The following is a 15,845-nucleotide window of genomic DNA, read 5'->3' as shown; positions in this document are numbered from 1 at the left end:
AAAACGTGGTAAACCGATTTTTTCAAACAGTTCACCAGTTTCAATGGCAGTGGTGACACGACCTTGTGTATGGAATGGCTCGCGGGTTACGGTTGGGTAATAAACCAATTTATCCTTGATGCCAAGCTCTTCAAAAAATTCATTGTTTGGCAATTCATTCAGGATTAAATCCTGATAGGCAAGCTCTGAAACATAGCGAGTACCATGAACCATGATCACTTTCTCAAACTTTTCGTAAGTCTCAGGATCACGAAGCAGGGAAAGGAAAGGAGCAAGGCCTGTACCAGAAGATAAAAGGTATAAATTTTTACCTGGTAATAAATCGTCGTGTACGAGCGTTCCTGTTGGTTTTTTAGAAATCAGGATTTCATCACCAACCTGTACTTTTTGTAAAATGGAAGTCAATGGACCGTCTTGTACCTTAATTGAGAAGAACTCCAGTTCTTCTTCATAATTCGCGCTTGCAATCGAATAAGCACGCATTAAGGGCTTGCCATTCATTTCAAGACCGATCATGACGAATTGACCATTTTTGAAACGTAGACTGGTGTCACGTGTTGTTTTAAAACTAAAAAGTGTGTCATTCCAGTGGTGAACATGAGTAATGCGTTCAACGTTAAAAGCAGCCATTCAAGGTCTCGATCACAGTTAAAAGAAACAGGTTGCTATTCTAATCTAAATTCATTCTCGATAAACTGAATATATTTAATTGTGTTTATAAGAAAAAGTGATGAGCAATTCAGTTGAGATGCCGATTATCGGTTACATGCACTCTCCCTACCGTGAAAAGTTTGGTATTCCGAGGCAGCCAAATCTGGTGCAGGTCGAGTCTTATATGGAGATGGTGGCACCTTATAACGATATTTTGGCATTCGAGGGAATTGAGGCATTTAGCCATTTATGGCTGTTGTGGCAGTTTCATGAGAATAAACAAAATGATAATGCACCAAACCAAATAGCTGGATTTCGCGCGCAGGTACGTCCACCACGCTTGGGTGGAAACCAGAAAATGGGGGTGTTTGCTACCCGAAGTATGTATCGTCCGTCTGCAATTGGTTTGTCTGTGGTGCATTTTTTACGAGTAGAAAAGCAAGGGAAAAGCGTGCGACTTTATGTAATGGGTAGTGATTTACTACATGGCACACCGATTCTGGATATTAAGCCCTATATCCAGTATTCGGATGCAGTGCCAGATGCAATTAGTGGTTATGCCCAGGATGAGCCTGTACGTAAATCAGTGATATGGACAGAAACTGCACAAACACAACAACAGCAATTACTAAAGCAGGCTATTTTAAATAAAAAGGTATTCGATGAACTGGAACAGGTGTTATCTTTAGACCCTCGTCCTGCCTATCAGGAAGATGCTGAACGAGTTTATGGCATGTGTTTTGCAGACTTGAATGTTCGTTTTAAAGTCGATGCAAGCAATGTCACAGTCATTGCTGTGGAATAGGCAACTTAAAAATATAAAATCATAAATTTGGGGATTTGACGGTTATGCAAGCGCAGGCAAAATTTGCAAGTTTTTCTTTTTCAATTGATGTGACGTGGTGTCTGGAACAATTACAAAAAGATGGACGGATTACTGAACGGGATAAACTTTTTATTCAAACTACACATCGGCAAAAAGACCAGTTGAAATGGCATCCCTTACAGTGGGTTGCCAATTTTAATTTAAAGGATCAACTTAATCCTGCCACAACCTTAACCCTGAATCGTTTATGTCAGTGGTTAGCTGAAAAAGCCGAAGTTCCCTTATTTGTGATTGATCCACTAAAAGCTGATGTGGCGGCATTAACCAGCGTTATGTCACAGGAATTTGCGGTACGGAATCATATTCTGGCCATTGAAGTACATTCAGATCGGATTTTGATTGGGACAGATCAGCCGTTTTTAACGGAATGGCAGAATAATCTGGAGCGTAGTTTAGCGCCCAGAAAGATTGAACGAGTGTTACTCAATCCTGAGCAATTACAGCGCTATCTGGTGGAATATTATCAGGTTAGTCGTGCGGTCAGTTCATCACAAAACACCAGTGCCTTTGACCGTGATAATAAAGGCGTTGAGGCCTTGTTACAGTTGGGCGATACCCAGAATCCCGATGCCAATGACCAGCATATTGTCAAATTGGTGGACTGGGTGCTGCAATTTGCCTTTGAACAAGGGGCCAGCGATATTCACCTTGAACCCCGAAAAGACAAGGGTAAGGTGCGTTTCCGTATTGATGGCGTGTTACATACCATTTATAACATGCCTGCCAATACACTAACTGCGGTGATTTCCCGTATTAAAATTCTGGGTCGGATGAATGTGGCAGAAAAGCGTAAACCACAGGATGGACGTCTAAAGACACGAACACCAAAAGGTCAGGAAACCGAATTGCGTCTCTCCACATTACCAACTGCCTTTGGTGAAAAGCTGGTGATGCGTATTTTTGATCCAGAAGTATTGGTACGCAGTTTTCAGCAGTTGGGTTTTGAGGGACATCTCTTACAAAGCTGGCAGCAACTAACGCAGCATAGCCACGGGATTATTCTGGTGACAGGGCCAACAGGTTCGGGTAAAACCACCACACTTTATTCATCGCTTAAACAACTGGCAACGGAACAGGTCAATGTCTGTACCATTGAAGATCCGATTGAAATGCTGGAACCAAGTTTTAACCAGATGCAGGTCAATCCAAACATTGAGCTAGGCTTTGCCGATGGGGTGCGTGCCCTCATGCGTCAAGACCCTGACATTATTATGGTTGGGGAAATTCGTGACCATGATACTGCCAATATGGCGATTCAGGCAGCTTTAACAGGACATTTGGTACTCTCAACCCTGCATACCAATGATGCGCCATCCAGTTTGACCCGTTTGCATGATTTGGGGGTGCAGCCATTTTTGACCGCAGCCACGATTTTGGGTGTATTGGCACAGCGTCTGGTGCGTCGCCTTTGCCCGCATTGCAAACAGGAAACAGCGATCAATGAGCAGGAATGGGAACACCTGACTTTTGACTATATGATGGATATGCCCACCACCATGTATAAGGCTGTGGGCTGTGAAGTGTGTCGCCAAACGGGTTATAAGGGACGTGTCGGGATTTATGAGTTTATGCCAGTCAGTCTGGAATTAAAGTCCATCATTAGTGCGAATGGCACACTGGATCATTTACGTGCGCAAGCCAAGAAAGAGGGTATTGAACCGTTGCGTATTGCAGGGGCACGCAAGGTGATTGAGGGTATGACCACACTGGAAGAAGTGCTTCGGGTTGTGCCATTAAATTAAGCAGTTTTTAGTTCTTCAGATTCACCTCATCTTGTTTTGTTTTAATGACTACATCGAGATGATCAACAAAGATGAGGAAATTAAAATGAACGTATTTTCTAAAGTTGCTGTAATTGCAGGTCTGGTTGGTGCGACAACATTTGCGGTTGCGAATACGACAGCAGTCAATCAGCAGGCATTGGCGCCTACACAAATTACTACGGTGAAACAGGCATTGACCTTAAAAAATGATACGCCTGTTAAGCTTAAGGGTTATGTAGTCAAAGCAACAGGTGATGAAAAATATCAGTTTAGCGACCAGACAGGCAGCATCACCGTCGATATTGATGATGATTTATGGCAAGGGCAACCTGTTTCAGCCAAAACTCCTGTGACCATTATTGGTGAAATCGACATTGATTATAAACCGACCAAACGTGTAGAAGTCGATGTGGATCAGGTTAAATTCTAATCATTGAAATATCATCAAAAACCACATGTTTAGCATGTGGTTTTTTGCCTGTTGCTTATTTAAAAGGCATGATGAATATTAATGGATCAGACAAGGGTGCGGCTTTATGCGAATTTTACTGGCTGAGGATGATGCCTCTCAGGCGGAAAGTATCAAGGATTGGCTGGAACTGGATGGCTATAGTGTCGATTGGGTAGAACGGGGTGATCATGCGATACTGGCGGTTGAGCAGCATCAATATGATTGTATCCTGCTGGATCGTGGTTTGCCTAAAGCTTCGGGTGATGACATTCTAAAAACTATTCGCCATCGAAATTCCAATACGCCCGTCATTTTTATTACCGCCAAAGATGCCATTCATGATCGGATTGAGGGGCTGGATTTGGGAGCCAATGATTATCTGGTTAAGCCATTTAATTTGGAAGAACTGTCAGCACGGGTGCGTTCCCAGTTACGTCAACACCAGACTCAGGCAGGGCAATATTTGACTTTTGGCAATCTACAGCTTGATCCGCAAGCCAAAACCCTGACGCAAGCGGGTCAAGTCATCAACCTGACCGCAAAAGAATTTCAGATTTTGCATAAATTAATGCAAAAGCCAGAACATATCCTGACCCGTGAGCAACTGGAAGAATCACTGTATGCCTGGGGCGAGGAAATTGAGAGTAATGCCATCGAGGTGTATATCTACCAGATTCGCAAAAAAATTGGCGGGCAATATATCAAAACTATTCGTGGTTTAGGCTATCGGATGCATCAGGATTAAGTTTATGAAAGTGGTGTCGCTACAAAACAGGCTGATTAAAACCTCACTGATTAGTTCAGTGATTGCGGCTTCTGTGGCATTGCTTCTATTTGTGGTGATTTCAATCTATCAAACCATGCAGGTTCAAGATGAAATCATGGATGAAATCTCAGATATGTTACTGATTGCTGATCTGACCTCAACATCGGGGCAGCAGATTGATGAACTGAGTGACCAGTTTGATATCCAGTATCGCCTGAGCTACCAACAACAGATTCTGACCCAGTCCGAGGATTTTCAGCTTGAACAACAATATTACAAGTTGTTCACAGGTGATGATCAATATAGCTTTATCTGGCAGGAGCGACAGCTCTGGCGTAGTTATCGGGTGGAAGATCACCAGTCCCACATGCAGGTATTGCTATTACAACCTTTGGGTGATCGCTTTAAAGAATTGATGCATAGCTTTGCTGGCTATTCTGTCATTCTGATCATGTTGTGGCTGATGCAATGGCTCATGCTGCATGTTCTGGTCAAACGGCAGTTTAGCGCGATTCATCAGTTATCCGATCAAATCTCAGAGAAAAATGCCGATGATCTCACTCCAATCCAGTCCTCCAGCATTGAATTTAAAGAATTGCAGCCGATGCTGGGGCAATTAAATCACTTGTTGCAACGTCTGGATCAATCGCTAAAAGCCGAACAGCGTTTTACTGCGGATGCTTCGCATGAGCTGCGTTCGCCCTTATCTGCAATTCAGATGCGTTTACAGCTTTTACAACGTAAATATCCAGAACGCGCCAGTGATTTTGATGCAATGCAACAGGATATTAGTCGAGGGATCCAAACGCTGGAAAATTTGCTGTTGCTGGCACGTTTAGACCCTGAACATGCTGAGAACCTGCTCAAGACACATTTTGCCTTGCATACGGTGATTGACGAGGCGATTCAGGCTCTAACACCCTTTATCAAGCAAAAGGCAATCCAGATTCAGCAGCGGATGGTAGTGGCAGAGCACGAAGATATGATTTTTGCCAATCAACAACTGATTTTTACCTGTATTCGTAATGTGCTGGACAATGCCGTACGCTATACGCCAGAAAAAGGCTGTGTCTATATCACTTTAGATAAGCAGGGACAGTATTTACAGCTTATTATTAAAAATGAGGGACAAGGTATCGACCCAGAAGTATTGCAGCATTTGGGAGAACGTTTTTATCGTGCGTTGGGAACTAAAACCCAGGGATCAGGCTTAGGCTTATCCATTTGTAGGAAAATTATCGAACTACATCATGGGCAAATGGAATTGTTGCCATCTTCATATGGCGGATTAAAAGTCGTGATCAGATTGCTTGTCTAAAGCTTTATTTTGGTTTCTAGATGAATTAAAAAGCAGTACGCGCTGACATACTGCTATTTCCACGTTTATTATTATCCGATTACTATTATTTTACTTGGTTAAAATCAGACGGTTGTTACGGGTGAGGCGTAGGCGATACTCTTCACCAGCGTGCATAATGCGAATTTCGCGGCCTAAGGCAAATAGGTTGTTTGAATGCAGCATTGGTAAGGATTGAGTTGCATCAGTGCTACGAGTAAATAGGTTAAATGGTGCGTTCATTTGTTATGCTCCGTGGTGTATTATCTATTTTTTAAATGATAATCATTATCGAATATACCTGTCAACGTAAATTTGAATAATTTACAAAATCGTTTATAAGTTTTTTCAGAACGATGTGCAAATTGATGAATGACAGGGATTTACTCTGTAGAGATGAGGGATGTGGACTGTGATAGCAAAGAATGTCATTGATGTCGCAATTGCAATTTTATTGCATAAATCCAAGGTATTAGTGGGGTGGCGTCAGGCCAACCAACATCAGGGCAATAAGCATGAATTTCCTGGGGGCAAGGTTGAGCAGGGAGAAACACCTGAGCAGACCTGCCGCAGGGAAATTTATGAGGAGGTGGGCATTGGCTTAAAGGACTGGCATCGTTTTGATGTGATTCGCCATGAATATGATGATGTGATTGTGAACCTGCATCTATTCTATGCCTATGTACCAGATGAATTGCTGGAACTGATTCACCAGCCTTGGGCTTGGTACAGTCGTGACCAACTGAAAGAATTAAATTTTCCTAAAGCCAATGATGTGATTCTACAACGTTTGGTGTGGCCACATCTGATTAAGGTGAATGAACAGTTGGTCAAACTCCCGCAGCAGGAAAGTTTATTTTATTGGCGGACACAGGATGAAAATATTGATGCGATTGAGCAGCAGTTAGAAACACTCACTGATGAGAAGTATCAAAAACTCATTGTGAATTTTGAAATCTGCAATCAGCTGGATTCAGCATGTCAGGAAAAAATTAACACGGTTCATCTAAAACAATCACAGCTGATGGGATTAAAGAAAGGAGAATTAATTGTAGGGAAACGTTTTATTGCAGCGTGCCATGATGCAGTTTCATTGCAACATGCACATGATATTGGCTGTGATGCGGTGCTTTTAAGTCCTGTGAATATAACTGAGACTCATCCAGAAACAAAAGTGTTGGGATGGGACGGTTTTGCTGAACTCGCTGGAAAAAGTGATATTCCTGTTTTTGCTTTGGGTGGTGTTGCGCCTACTGATCTGGAACAAGCCCAAAAACATCATGCTTATGGGCTTGCGGGGATTCGCCAGTTTGAATCAATCCAGTAACAAGGCTCTAAAGTGACTGAATTGCTTTTTTCGCTTCCTGTGCCTTGACTGGATGATTACGTGCTTCGCTGGCACGAAGCACAATTGTCCAAAGCTGCTTTTTCATGGCATTGCTCTGTGCATAGCTTAAACCACGGCGCGCCAAAGCCTCGGCATTGGCATACTCTTTTCGCTGGTTGGCGATTAGACCCAGATATAAATAGGTTTCAGAAGCCTGTGGTGCAATCCGTTGGGCTTGAAGCGCATAACGTTCTGCTTCCGCGAGTTGCTGACTTTTATAAGCGGTCTGGGTTTTTTGCATCAGGGTTCTAAAGGCGGGGAGTTGAGCACCATCATTACTAAACTTCTGCTTCACCTTTTGTTCAGGTACCACCACCTGTGGTGTCACGGTTTGCCGTTTAATCTCTTTTTGGTCATATGGAATGACCTTTACACCAGAAGCAGGCGGAGTCACTTTTTTCTTCTGCGTATTCGTGCCTGCTGGTGGATTAACAGGTTTAGTGGTCGTGACTTTTTCTGGAGTGGCAGTACAGCCAGCCAGTACAAGTACACCAATTGCGAAAGTTATTTTCTTGATCATGTCCAAATCCCAGTAGAAATTAATTTTCAACGCTGTAGCTACCACTGGAGATGATGCGTGTTGGCGTATGATTTGATAAATCATTGTCCATCTGGTTTTCGCTTTCCCGAATATAGTTGTTTATGCCATCATCATGATCATTTTCTGATGTACCGCCCTGAGGCATATAGGTTGGTTCAACTTCATAATGAGATTGACCGCAAACCGTTGCACGGCGAGGTACAGTTTGACGAAGCAATGGAATATACAATGCGCCATCACAGCCCTCGGCAGAAAGATCACCGCTGGCGCTATCAATCCACTGCCACTGAACGTTGTCGGTTTGACGAAGATTTACAGGTTCCTGACGAAGCTGTTTCATGACACTGGTCCAGACTGGCAATGCACCAGAGGAACCTGTCAGACCAGTCACCTTGTTGTCATCCAGCCCTAACCAGACCACAGCGACATGATTGCCAGAATAACCAGCAAACCATGAATCGCGTGTATCGTTGGTTGTTCCTGATTTTCCTGCAAGATTCAGTGATTCAGGCAAACTGCCATAGGCAGAGCGGCCTGTACCTGAACGCATGACTTGCTGTAAACCATAATTCAGGATATAGGCGGTGGCGGGGTCAATGGTTTGCTGTACATTCAAACCATAACGCTCCAATAAATGCCCTTTTGCATCCACAACAGTGCGGATAGAACGGGTAGGGTATTTAAAGCCACCTGTGGCAAAGTTTCCATAAACCCTCAGCACTTCCATTGGTGACATATTCACCGCCCCCAGATAAATGGATGGATAGGCTGGAATATCTGAACTTACCCCAAACTGTCTGAGCTTATTTGTGAATGTAGATAGGCCAAACTCGTTCGCCAAACGTACAGTAGAAAGGTTGTATGAATTTGCCAAAGCCTGCTGCATTGGAACCACACCATGCTCACCACCACTATAATTTTTGGGTGTCCAGTTTTTATAACCATCAATTGGAATACTGATGGCTGTATCTTCAATTGGGCTAGCCCATGTATAACGGCCTGACTCAAGTGCACTTAAATAGATGACAGGTTTCAGTAATGAACCCACTTGACGTTTAGCATCCAGTGTACGGTTAAAACCTGTAAAGTCTTGAGTCGATCCCACAGCGGCAACCAGTTCACCATTGTCTGGATGAGCGACAACAATGGCACCCTGTAAGTTCTTTAAACGGGCAGGATTGGCATTCGCCAGACGATCAACTGAATTTTTAAACGCATTTTGCACCTGAATCTGTGTGATTGGATCTAGTGTGGTAAAAATTCTTAAACCCTGATTGGTAATGTCACTTTCCTGATATTCGGTGCGTAGCTGACGACGGACAATATCAAGGAAATCAGGGAATTTCGCAGGTCCTAGAGTCGGTTTGCTCACTACATTTAAAGGACGTGCAATTTCATCCTGATATTCCGCCTCACTGAGATAGCCCATAACTTTCATGTTGTTCAGTACAACATCACGGCGTTTTTTTGCCGCTTCAGGATTACGCCAAGGATTATATAAAGAAGGACCCTGTACTAAACCAACCAGATAAGCCTGCTGGGCAATATTCAGTTCACGTAATGGCAGGCCAAAATAGAACTGTGAAGCCAGACCATAGCCATTGATGGAATAATTACCATTTTGACCTAGATTGACTTCATTCAGATAGGCTTCAAGAATTTCATCCTTGCTATAATGCAGTTCAATCAATAACGCCATCAGCGCTTCATTGATTTTACGTTTCAGAGTCTTTTCAGGAGAAAGATAAAAGTTTTTCACCAACTGCTGTGTGAGGGTTGATCCACCTTGACGTTTACCACCCGTAACATTGCTGACCAGAGCACGGACAGTGCCACGAACTGAAATACCATGATGGTGATAGAAGTTGCGGTCCTCAGTTGAGATCAAAGCCTCAATCAGTGTTTTTGGTACTTTATCTAGTTTAATGAGTACGCGGTCTTCATTATGCTGAGGGTAAATACCACCAATCAATAAAGGTTCCAGCCGTGCAATGCCTGTGCTTGATGGTTTGGTGGAACGGATTTCACCGACCTGCCCATTCAGGAAACCAATTTCAAGCACCTGTTCAGGTTCATTGCTGTCACCATAGTCAAAACCACGTGTATGGACATACATCTGGTTGCCTTGGGTGACATAGCTACCTGATTTTTCATAGTTTGCCGTATTTTTATAACCCAGTAATTTCAGTTCCTGAATGAAGTTTTCCTGAGTAATTGGCGCATTTGCATAGATTTCTAGAGGACGAGCAAATACCTTGGCTGGAATATCCCAGCGCTGACCTTCAAACTTATTGCGAATAATATTATCCAGACGGATCAGATAGATACTAAAGGCAATAAAAACACCAATCACTAAAATGGAAAAAATTAGCGCAAGAAAACCGATACCACGTTCACACTTCATAGATTTGCGTTAAAATCAAAACAATGGGGTTAATGATGCGATAGCTTATGCGCAATTTGCAATCGTAAAACTGTGAATAAATAGCAACATGCAATAAAAACTTTAAGAATGTGTTGACATTAACTGAGTAAAAAAACAACGAATAGACATTTTTATACTTTTTAACAATCGTCAACGAATTTCTGATAGTTAATGATATGATAGTCAGGAAGCGCAGCGGAGCTGAATTATTCGTGCAAATTTCACATAAATCCTTTCGAAATATTGGTTTGATTGGGCGACCAGATAAAGATTCTGTAGTAGAAACCTTATGTTTGATTCATGATCATTTGATCACTCTGGGTTTGAATCCCGTCTTTGATCAGGAAACAGCGAAACTCGTACCTTATAGCCATGGACAGACTGTCAGCCGTAATTTATTGGGCGAAGTGGTGGATTTAGTGATTGTGGTGGGCGGTGATGGTTCACTACTCCATGCAGCACGTGCCCTGGTGCGATACAATACCCCTGTGATTGGTATTAACCGTGGGCGACTGGGCTTTTTAACCGACATTAAACCTGCTGAGGCAATCTTTAAGCTGGATCAGGTGTTGCAGGGACATTTTCAACTGGATCGCCGTTTCCTGCTGGAAATGGAAATTCGATCCAATGGTGAAACCATTTATGATGCAATTGCATTAAATGATGTGGTTCTACATTCTGGACGATCAGTCCATATGATTGATTTCGAACTCAGTATTGATGGGCAATATGTCTATCGTCAGCACAGTGACGGTTTAATTGTTTCCACACCAACGGGTTCGACAGCATATGCATTGTCTGGTGGTGGACCTATTTTGCATCCAAGTATGGATGCGATTGCATTGGTACCCATGCATCCGCATACCTTATCCTCCCGTCCGATTGTGGTTGGTGGACAAAGTGAGATTAAAATTACTATTCGTGAAAATCGGGTTTTACCCATGGTCAGCGCCGATGGACAACATAGTGTTGCATTAAATGTGGGTGACACTGTGCATATTCGCAAACATCCATTTAAACTAAGCTTATTACATCCGCCTGGGTACGATTTTTATATGGCTTGCCGTACTAAACTGGGCTGGAATCAAGATTTCGAATCTTTTCAACAGGATGACTCATGAATATTGAACAAATGCTCGCTGTTTTAAATCCTGAAATTGTTGAGCGCTTAAAAACAGCCGTTGAAATTGGCAAATGGCCAAATGGTATTGCATTGACCAAAGAACAACGTGAAACCTGTATGCAGGCTGTTTATGCATGGGAAATGAAACATTTACCAGAAGAACAGCGTAGTGGCTATATTGATCGTGGTACAAAGGAAGAGGGTGAGGAGTGTGATGATGACCATCACAAACACGAACCTGAATTTAAACCGATTCGGTTTGTTTAAATTAAAGACCCAGTAAAAACACTGGGTTTTTTAATGAATGAAGCCTAAATTTTTCGACTTTCCCAAAGCTCTTTTGCTTTAACCATCGCCTCATCAAAACTACTGACCACACCCATCGTATATAAAGCGATTCCGATGGTTTCAGTGACGGCCATTTCACCATAGTCATGTTGCTGCTGACCGAACCAAACCGCTTTAAACACTTCAAGATCGAGCTCTTCTTCAATAGGGCTACGTTCAGGTGTTAGTTTGGGTAATTCATACTCATATAACTCACCATTTTTAATCCCACAAATAAGGGTTTTTGCATCAGGGTTACGCTCAAATTCACCTCCTTCACCTTTAATCACCGCACTATTTTGATAACCTAAACGAAACGCAGTGTGTTGGTGTGAGGTTCGATAAGCAGGGTGGAAAATGGCCTGTAAAGTGGCTTTGGCATTAAAAGGATTAATCAGGCGGGCAAGGGTATGAATGGGTGAACGTAAGCCCATCACATTTCTCAATGAAATCAGATCACTTAAAATTGGTGAGATCACTTCAAGAGGCAAATAGGCAAAGTTATGTCTTTCTAGTTGTTGTTTAACCTCCTGTTCATTTTGGCAGATTGAATAGCCTAAGTATTGTAAAACCTGTTCTGTATAAACACGGTTAATGGTATGACCCGATGCACCATGCATCACGATCTTATAACCATGATGGGCCAGTGTTAAGGCTGCCAATAAAAACCACGGATAATGTTTACGTTTCCCTGCGTATGATGACCAATCCAGATCAACATTCAGCGGTTGAAAATTAAGTTGATCACGCGTTGCCTGGACAAAACCAGCCAGTTCATCAACAGATTCTTCCTTAACCCGTAACAACATTAAAAAAGCACCCAACTGAACATCAAGCACCTCATTTTTTAAGATCATGCTAAAAGCCTGATAGGCCTCATCATAAGTCAGTGAACGCGCACCCGTCTTACCCTTACCAACGATTCGTATGTATTGGGCGAAAGGATGTTCAGCATCTTTATAAATATTGCGTTTGGTATTCATGATCGTATTTGCAGTCATGGTGAAGAATTAAAATTAATATGACATAAAAGTGATGCATTTAGCGTAAAAAATCAGAACTTCTGTTTATTCAATAAGCAATTGGGTCTCGAAAATAACCACTGCAAACAAAATTATTGACCGCATCAGTCGGGTGATTTGATGCAAAAGGGACATGACATCCTACCTAAAAATCATTAGCATGGTTGCGAAGCAAATTTTCAAGAAAAATGAAAGCGAAAGGAAATAAAGATGTTAGCTTATGATGCAGATTTGGAACTCTTCCGTGACAACTTTAAACGTTTTATGAGTGAACACATTGCACCTCATTATGAAAAATGGGAACGTGAGGGCATTATGCCGCGTTCTGTCTGGACATTATTGGGTGAAAATGGCTTCCTGTGCGTAGACGTGCCAGAAGAATATGGTGGTTATGGCGTACCAACCCATTATTCATTGATGTTGGTTGAAGAATCTGCGCGTGCTGGTTATTGTGCCTTATCAACTGGTATTTCGTGTCACTCTGAAATTGCTGCACCATATATCCAACATATTGGGTCAGAAGAACAGAAACAGTATTGGTTGCCAAAAATGGTGTCTGGTGAAGTGGTGGGTGCAATTGGTATGACTGAGCCTGGTGCTGGTTCAGACTTGCAGGCCATGCGTACCAGTGCAATTTTGCAAGGTGATCACTATGTGTTAAATGGTTCTAAAACCTTTATCTCAAATGGTCAGCATGCTGATGTTGTGGTTCTGGCAGTGAAAACTGATCCGCAAGCTCGTGCCAAAGGTGTGTCTTTATTATTGGTTGATACCCATTTGGAAGGCTTTAAAAAGGGCACGAACTTAGACAAAATTGGTCTGCATTCACAGGATACCTCAGAGCTTTTCTTTGATAATGTCAAAGTACCTAAAGACCAGTTGTTGGGTAACGCAGGTTCAGGTTTTGCTTATTTGATGCAGGAATTACCTCGTGAGCGTACTGCAATCGCAGCGACCTCTTTGGGCGCAATTCGTGGCTCAATTGATCTTGCGACCCAATATGTGAAAGAGCGTCAGGCATTTGGTCAGGCGATTGCTAACTTCCAGAACACACGTTTTGTCTTAGCTCAGGCGAAGATTGATGAATTGGCAACTGCTGCTTTCTATAATCAAAACGTGGCCTTATATAATGAGGGCAAACTGGATGTTGAAACTGCGGCTGCACTCAAGAGCTTCAGTACTGACATGCAAATGAAAGTTGCTGACAACTTGCTTCAGTTATTTGGTGGCTATGGTTATATGACTGAATATCCAATTTCACGCTTCTTTGTTGATGCACGTATCCAGCGTATTTACGGTGGTACCAATGAAATCATGAAAGAAATCGTGGCACGTGGATTGATTGGTAAAGCTTAATTAATCTTGATAAATCAGCCTGCTTTCGAGCAGGCTGTTTTTTGATAGATACTATTTTTCTATTGGGGTATGCACCACAGGATAGCTTTGTTGTTTTGGCAATTTCTGTAATGCCTGATTGATTTTAATGAGAAATGCATCTGCCTGATCCTGATTAGGCCAATTTTTATTATATTCACTTCTTTTTTGAATATTTACACCGCAACCTCGGACTTCCATATTGTCAGGATTAAACGACCAGTCATGTGGATTTTTTAAGGTCACATCCAGATCACTTGCACAATTTTGCCATAATCTAATAAATTCATTTGTTGATTGGGGAGAGAACCCATCAGCAGGATAAACAGAAAAACCTTTCATTTGAGAATTAAAAAATTCAATAAACATATAAGATGGCATTCCACCCCAAATGATTGCCTTATCAGGCGGTAACTTGATATCGGTCAAATCCTTTTCATTTAATGGCTGTATTTGCTGTTCTTTCTGAAAAGAATGCTGAGCTTTATATTTTAGCTTGCTTTGTGGTGGCACAGTAATTCCACGTACTTGAGTCGTTGTTGTGGTGATGTAGTAAGGTGAGGCGTCACGGCTGCAACCTGTAGGGTTATAACATCCAATACAGCCCGTTAATTGAATGCTAGCAAGATTAAGTATAAAAAGTACAATGATTTTATTCATTATTTTATTTCATTTAAGACAATATTGAATAAATGATATCCCAAGCTTTCTTAAAGAAATGTTGAGATTTGTTGAGAGGAAAATAATCTTTCTCTCAGGATCACTTCCATATCAAGGTTTTGTTGTCTCATCAAATAAGGATGAGCAGCTTTTGCCATCTTTACAACCTGCCAACACGATGGCTTTAGGTAAACTGGCATAGAAATTGGTTAAATGCTGTTCCGCTGGATGTTTAAAATTCCAGAATAAAAATTGCTCGGAACGCTGTGCCTGAAAGTTTTGATAAAAACTGGTCTGTTAGGAACTAAAACCTGAATCAGGTAATCATGTGACGTGTATTTAGATTTCAGGATAAAGCTTTGTTGGGTCAGGGCATTGGCTTATAAAGCTGAATTGCCAGAAGTCGTTGAAGCTGGTTGGGCAAAGCTGAGTTGACTACTGATCATTAAGGAGAAAGTCAAAATACCGAGACGTTTTAACATGGCTTATTCACGAGAACTGAAATTTAGCATCAAATATATAATGAAAATCATTATCAATAAAGTTGAGTCATGAAAAGAGTTAAAACTCAGCGTGTTTAATAGCTTAAAGTCTTGTTATACTAGCCCAGATAATCAATTCACAGATGAATTGTAATCCATTCTTATAGATGATTTTGCTGAGGCTGCATTCAATGGTAAACGATGGACAAAACACATCGACTTCACTTAATTTAGAACAAATTCGTAACGATATTGATAGTGTTGATCAACAAATCCAGGAATTACTCAATCGCCGTGCCACATTGGCGGAAGCCGTAGCCAAGGCGAAGTTTGCAGCCGAAGACAACCCACTGTTTTATCGCCCTGAACGTGAGGCACAGGTGCTGCGTAAAGTGATGGAGCGCAATCAGGGGCCATTGTCCGATGCGACCATGGCACGCTTGTTCCGTGAAATCATGTCAGCATGTCTGGCACTTGAAGCCCCACAAAGTATCGCATTTTTAGGGCCAGAAGGAACCTATACCCACTCCGCGGTACTGAAACATTTTGGTAATGATGCAGTGGTTCGTCCATTGCCAACCATTGATGAAGTGTTCCGTGAAGTGGAGGCGGGTAGTGCGCATTATGGCGTGGTTCCTGTTGAAAACTCAT

The 15,845-nt window shown here is 42.1% G+C and carries 16 protein-coding genes and 1 pseudogene; 10 read left to right on the top strand and 7 right to left on the bottom strand.

Annotation, left to right across the window (positions count from 1 at the left end; translation table 11 throughout):
• Positions 1-630 (bottom strand): ferredoxin--NADP reductase (locus tag B4H32_RS10490; protein WP_286802974.1); only part of this gene is annotated, 630 nt, incomplete at its 3' end.
• A 100-nt stretch (positions 631-730) separates the two neighbouring features.
• Between B4H32_RS10490 and tsaA the strand changes: the two genes are divergently transcribed.
• From tsaA to B4H32_RS10465, 5 genes are all read left to right on the top strand, one after another.
• Positions 731-1,456: a tRNA (N6-threonylcarbamoyladenosine(37)-N6)-methyltransferase TrmO gene (gene tsaA, locus B4H32_RS10485; protein WP_286802970.1), complete on the top strand. Its 726-nt coding sequence runs from the start codon at positions 731-733 to the stop codon at positions 1,454-1,456.
• Positions 1,457-1,500: 44 nt separating this feature from the next.
• On the top strand, positions 1,501-3,279 hold the full coding sequence (locus B4H32_RS10480; RefSeq protein WP_004682361.1) for a GspE/PulE family protein: 1,779 nt from the start codon (positions 1,501-1,503) through the stop codon (positions 3,277-3,279).
• 85 nt (positions 3,280-3,364) lie between these two features.
• On the top strand, positions 3,365-3,730 hold the full coding sequence (locus B4H32_RS10475; protein ID WP_004757842.1) for a NirD/YgiW/YdeI family stress tolerance protein: 366 nt from the start codon (positions 3,365-3,367) through the stop codon (positions 3,728-3,730).
• Positions 3,731-3,836: 106 nt separating this feature from the next.
• A complete protein-coding gene (locus B4H32_RS10470; protein WP_004682359.1) occupies positions 3,837-4,496 on the top strand; it encodes a response regulator transcription factor in 660 nt (219 codons plus the stop codon).
• A gap of 4 nt (positions 4,497-4,500) precedes the next feature.
• On the top strand, positions 4,501-5,835 hold the full coding sequence (locus B4H32_RS10465; RefSeq protein WP_286802962.1) for a sensor histidine kinase: 1,335 nt from the start codon (positions 4,501-4,503) through the stop codon (positions 5,833-5,835).
• Between the two features lie 90 nt (positions 5,836-5,925).
• Here the strand turns inward: B4H32_RS10465 and hemP are convergent, their stop codons facing one another.
• Positions 5,926-6,096, bottom strand: coding sequence for a hemin uptake protein HemP (gene hemP, locus B4H32_RS10460; protein ID WP_004679713.1), 171 nt, complete (start codon positions 6,094-6,096; stop codon positions 5,926-5,928).
• A gap of 160 nt (positions 6,097-6,256) precedes the next feature.
• On the opposite strand from hemP, the gene B4H32_RS10455 reads away from it, so the two are divergent.
• Entirely contained in the window at positions 6,257-7,180 is a 924-nt protein-coding gene (locus tag B4H32_RS10455; RefSeq protein WP_286802956.1) for a thiamine phosphate synthase, read from the top strand.
• 7 nt (positions 7,181-7,187) lie between these two features.
• On the opposite strand, the gene B4H32_RS10450 is transcribed toward B4H32_RS10455, so the two are convergent.
• Together B4H32_RS10450 and mrcB are read right to left on the bottom strand one after the other, a co-directional pair.
• Positions 7,188-7,760: a tetratricopeptide repeat protein gene (locus B4H32_RS10450; RefSeq protein ID WP_004679708.1), complete on the bottom strand. Its 573-nt coding sequence runs from the start codon at positions 7,758-7,760 to the stop codon at positions 7,188-7,190.
• 19 nt (positions 7,761-7,779) lie between these two features.
• Positions 7,780-10,185, bottom strand: a complete 2,406-nt coding sequence (gene mrcB, locus B4H32_RS10445) for a penicillin-binding protein 1B (protein ID WP_286802938.1) — start codon at positions 10,183-10,185, stop codon at positions 7,780-7,782.
• Between the two features lie 233 nt (positions 10,186-10,418).
• On the opposite strand from mrcB, the gene B4H32_RS10440 reads away from it, so the two are divergent.
• Positions 10,419-11,327, top strand: a complete 909-nt coding sequence (locus B4H32_RS10440; protein WP_004679704.1) for an NAD(+) kinase — start codon at positions 10,419-10,421, stop codon at positions 11,325-11,327.
• Positions 11,324-11,596, top strand: a complete 273-nt coding sequence (locus tag B4H32_RS10435; RefSeq protein ID WP_004679703.1) for a YeaC family protein — start codon at positions 11,324-11,326, stop codon at positions 11,594-11,596. Before B4H32_RS10440 ends, B4H32_RS10435 begins: the two co-directional genes overlap by 4 nt.
• A gap of 44 nt (positions 11,597-11,640) precedes the next feature.
• Here B4H32_RS10435 and B4H32_RS10430 read toward each other — a convergent pair whose 3' ends face one another.
• A complete protein-coding gene (locus B4H32_RS10430; protein ID WP_286802934.1) occupies positions 11,641-12,639 on the bottom strand; it encodes a glycosyl transferase family protein in 999 nt (332 codons plus the stop codon).
• Between the two features lie 249 nt (positions 12,640-12,888).
• Between B4H32_RS10430 and B4H32_RS10425 the strand changes: the two genes are divergently transcribed.
• Positions 12,889-14,034, top strand: a complete 1,146-nt coding sequence (locus B4H32_RS10425; RefSeq protein ID WP_004679699.1) for an acyl-CoA dehydrogenase family protein — start codon at positions 12,889-12,891, stop codon at positions 14,032-14,034.
• 51 nt (positions 14,035-14,085) lie between these two features.
• Here B4H32_RS10425 and B4H32_RS10420 read toward each other — a convergent pair whose 3' ends face one another.
• Together B4H32_RS10420 and B4H32_RS10415 are read right to left on the bottom strand one after the other, a co-directional pair.
• Positions 14,086-14,712, bottom strand: a complete 627-nt coding sequence (locus tag B4H32_RS10420; RefSeq protein WP_286802913.1) for a hypothetical protein — start codon at positions 14,710-14,712, stop codon at positions 14,086-14,088.
• A 111-nt stretch (positions 14,713-14,823) separates the two neighbouring features.
• Positions 14,824-15,009, bottom strand: a pseudogene (locus tag B4H32_RS10415) (alpha/beta hydrolase); the annotation flags it as partial.
• A 376-nt stretch (positions 15,010-15,385) separates the two neighbouring features.
• Here B4H32_RS10415 and pheA point away from each other — a divergent pair.
• On the top strand, positions 15,386-15,845 hold a 460-nt coding region (gene pheA / locus B4H32_RS10410; RefSeq protein ID WP_286802908.1), incomplete at its 3' end, for a chorismate mutase.

Origin of the sequence: Acinetobacter sp. UBA2063 (assembly GCF_002333245.1) — a bacterium.
Taxonomy (GTDB): domain Bacteria; phylum Pseudomonadota; class Gammaproteobacteria; order Pseudomonadales; family Moraxellaceae; genus Acinetobacter; species Acinetobacter parvus.
The sequence above is the reverse complement of the archived record's forward strand: the minus strand, read 5'-3'. Positions and strand labels throughout refer to the sequence as shown.

Excerpts from the sequence above, each read along its gene's own strand:
- tsaA (WP_286802970.1), top strand. The coding sequence starts at position 731 with ATGAGCAATTCAGTTGAGATGCCGATTATCGGTTACATGCACTCTCCC.
- B4H32_RS10480 (WP_004682361.1), top strand. The coding sequence starts at position 1,501 with ATGCAAGCGCAGGCAAAATTTGCAAGTTTTTCTTTTTCAATTGATGTG.
- B4H32_RS10475 (WP_004757842.1), top strand. The coding sequence starts at position 3,365 with ATGAACGTATTTTCTAAAGTTGCTGTAATTGCAGGTCTGGTTGGTGCG.
- B4H32_RS10470 (WP_004682359.1), top strand. The coding sequence starts at position 3,837 with ATGCGAATTTTACTGGCTGAGGATGATGCCTCTCAGGCGGAAAGTATC.
- B4H32_RS10465 (WP_286802962.1), top strand. The coding sequence starts at position 4,501 with ATGAAAGTGGTGTCGCTACAAAACAGGCTGATTAAAACCTCACTGATT.
- hemP (WP_004679713.1), bottom strand. The coding sequence starts at position 6,096 with ATGAACGCACCATTTAACCTATTTACTCGTAGCACTGATGCAACTCAA.
- B4H32_RS10455 (WP_286802956.1), top strand. The coding sequence starts at position 6,257 with ATGTGGACTGTGATAGCAAAGAATGTCATTGATGTCGCAATTGCAATT.
- B4H32_RS10450 (WP_004679708.1), bottom strand. The coding sequence starts at position 7,760 with ATGATCAAGAAAATAACTTTCGCAATTGGTGTACTTGTACTGGCTGGC.
- mrcB (WP_286802938.1), bottom strand. The coding sequence starts at position 10,185 with ATGAAGTGTGAACGTGGTATCGGTTTTCTTGCGCTAATTTTTTCCATT.
- B4H32_RS10435 (WP_004679703.1), top strand. The coding sequence starts at position 11,324 with ATGAATATTGAACAAATGCTCGCTGTTTTAAATCCTGAAATTGTTGAG.
- B4H32_RS10430 (WP_286802934.1), bottom strand. The coding sequence starts at position 12,639 with ATGAATACCAAACGCAATATTTATAAAGATGCTGAACATCCTTTCGCC.
- B4H32_RS10425 (WP_004679699.1), top strand. The coding sequence starts at position 12,889 with ATGTTAGCTTATGATGCAGATTTGGAACTCTTCCGTGACAACTTTAAA.
- B4H32_RS10420 (WP_286802913.1), bottom strand. The coding sequence starts at position 14,712 with ATGAATAAAATCATTGTACTTTTTATACTTAATCTTGCTAGCATTCAA.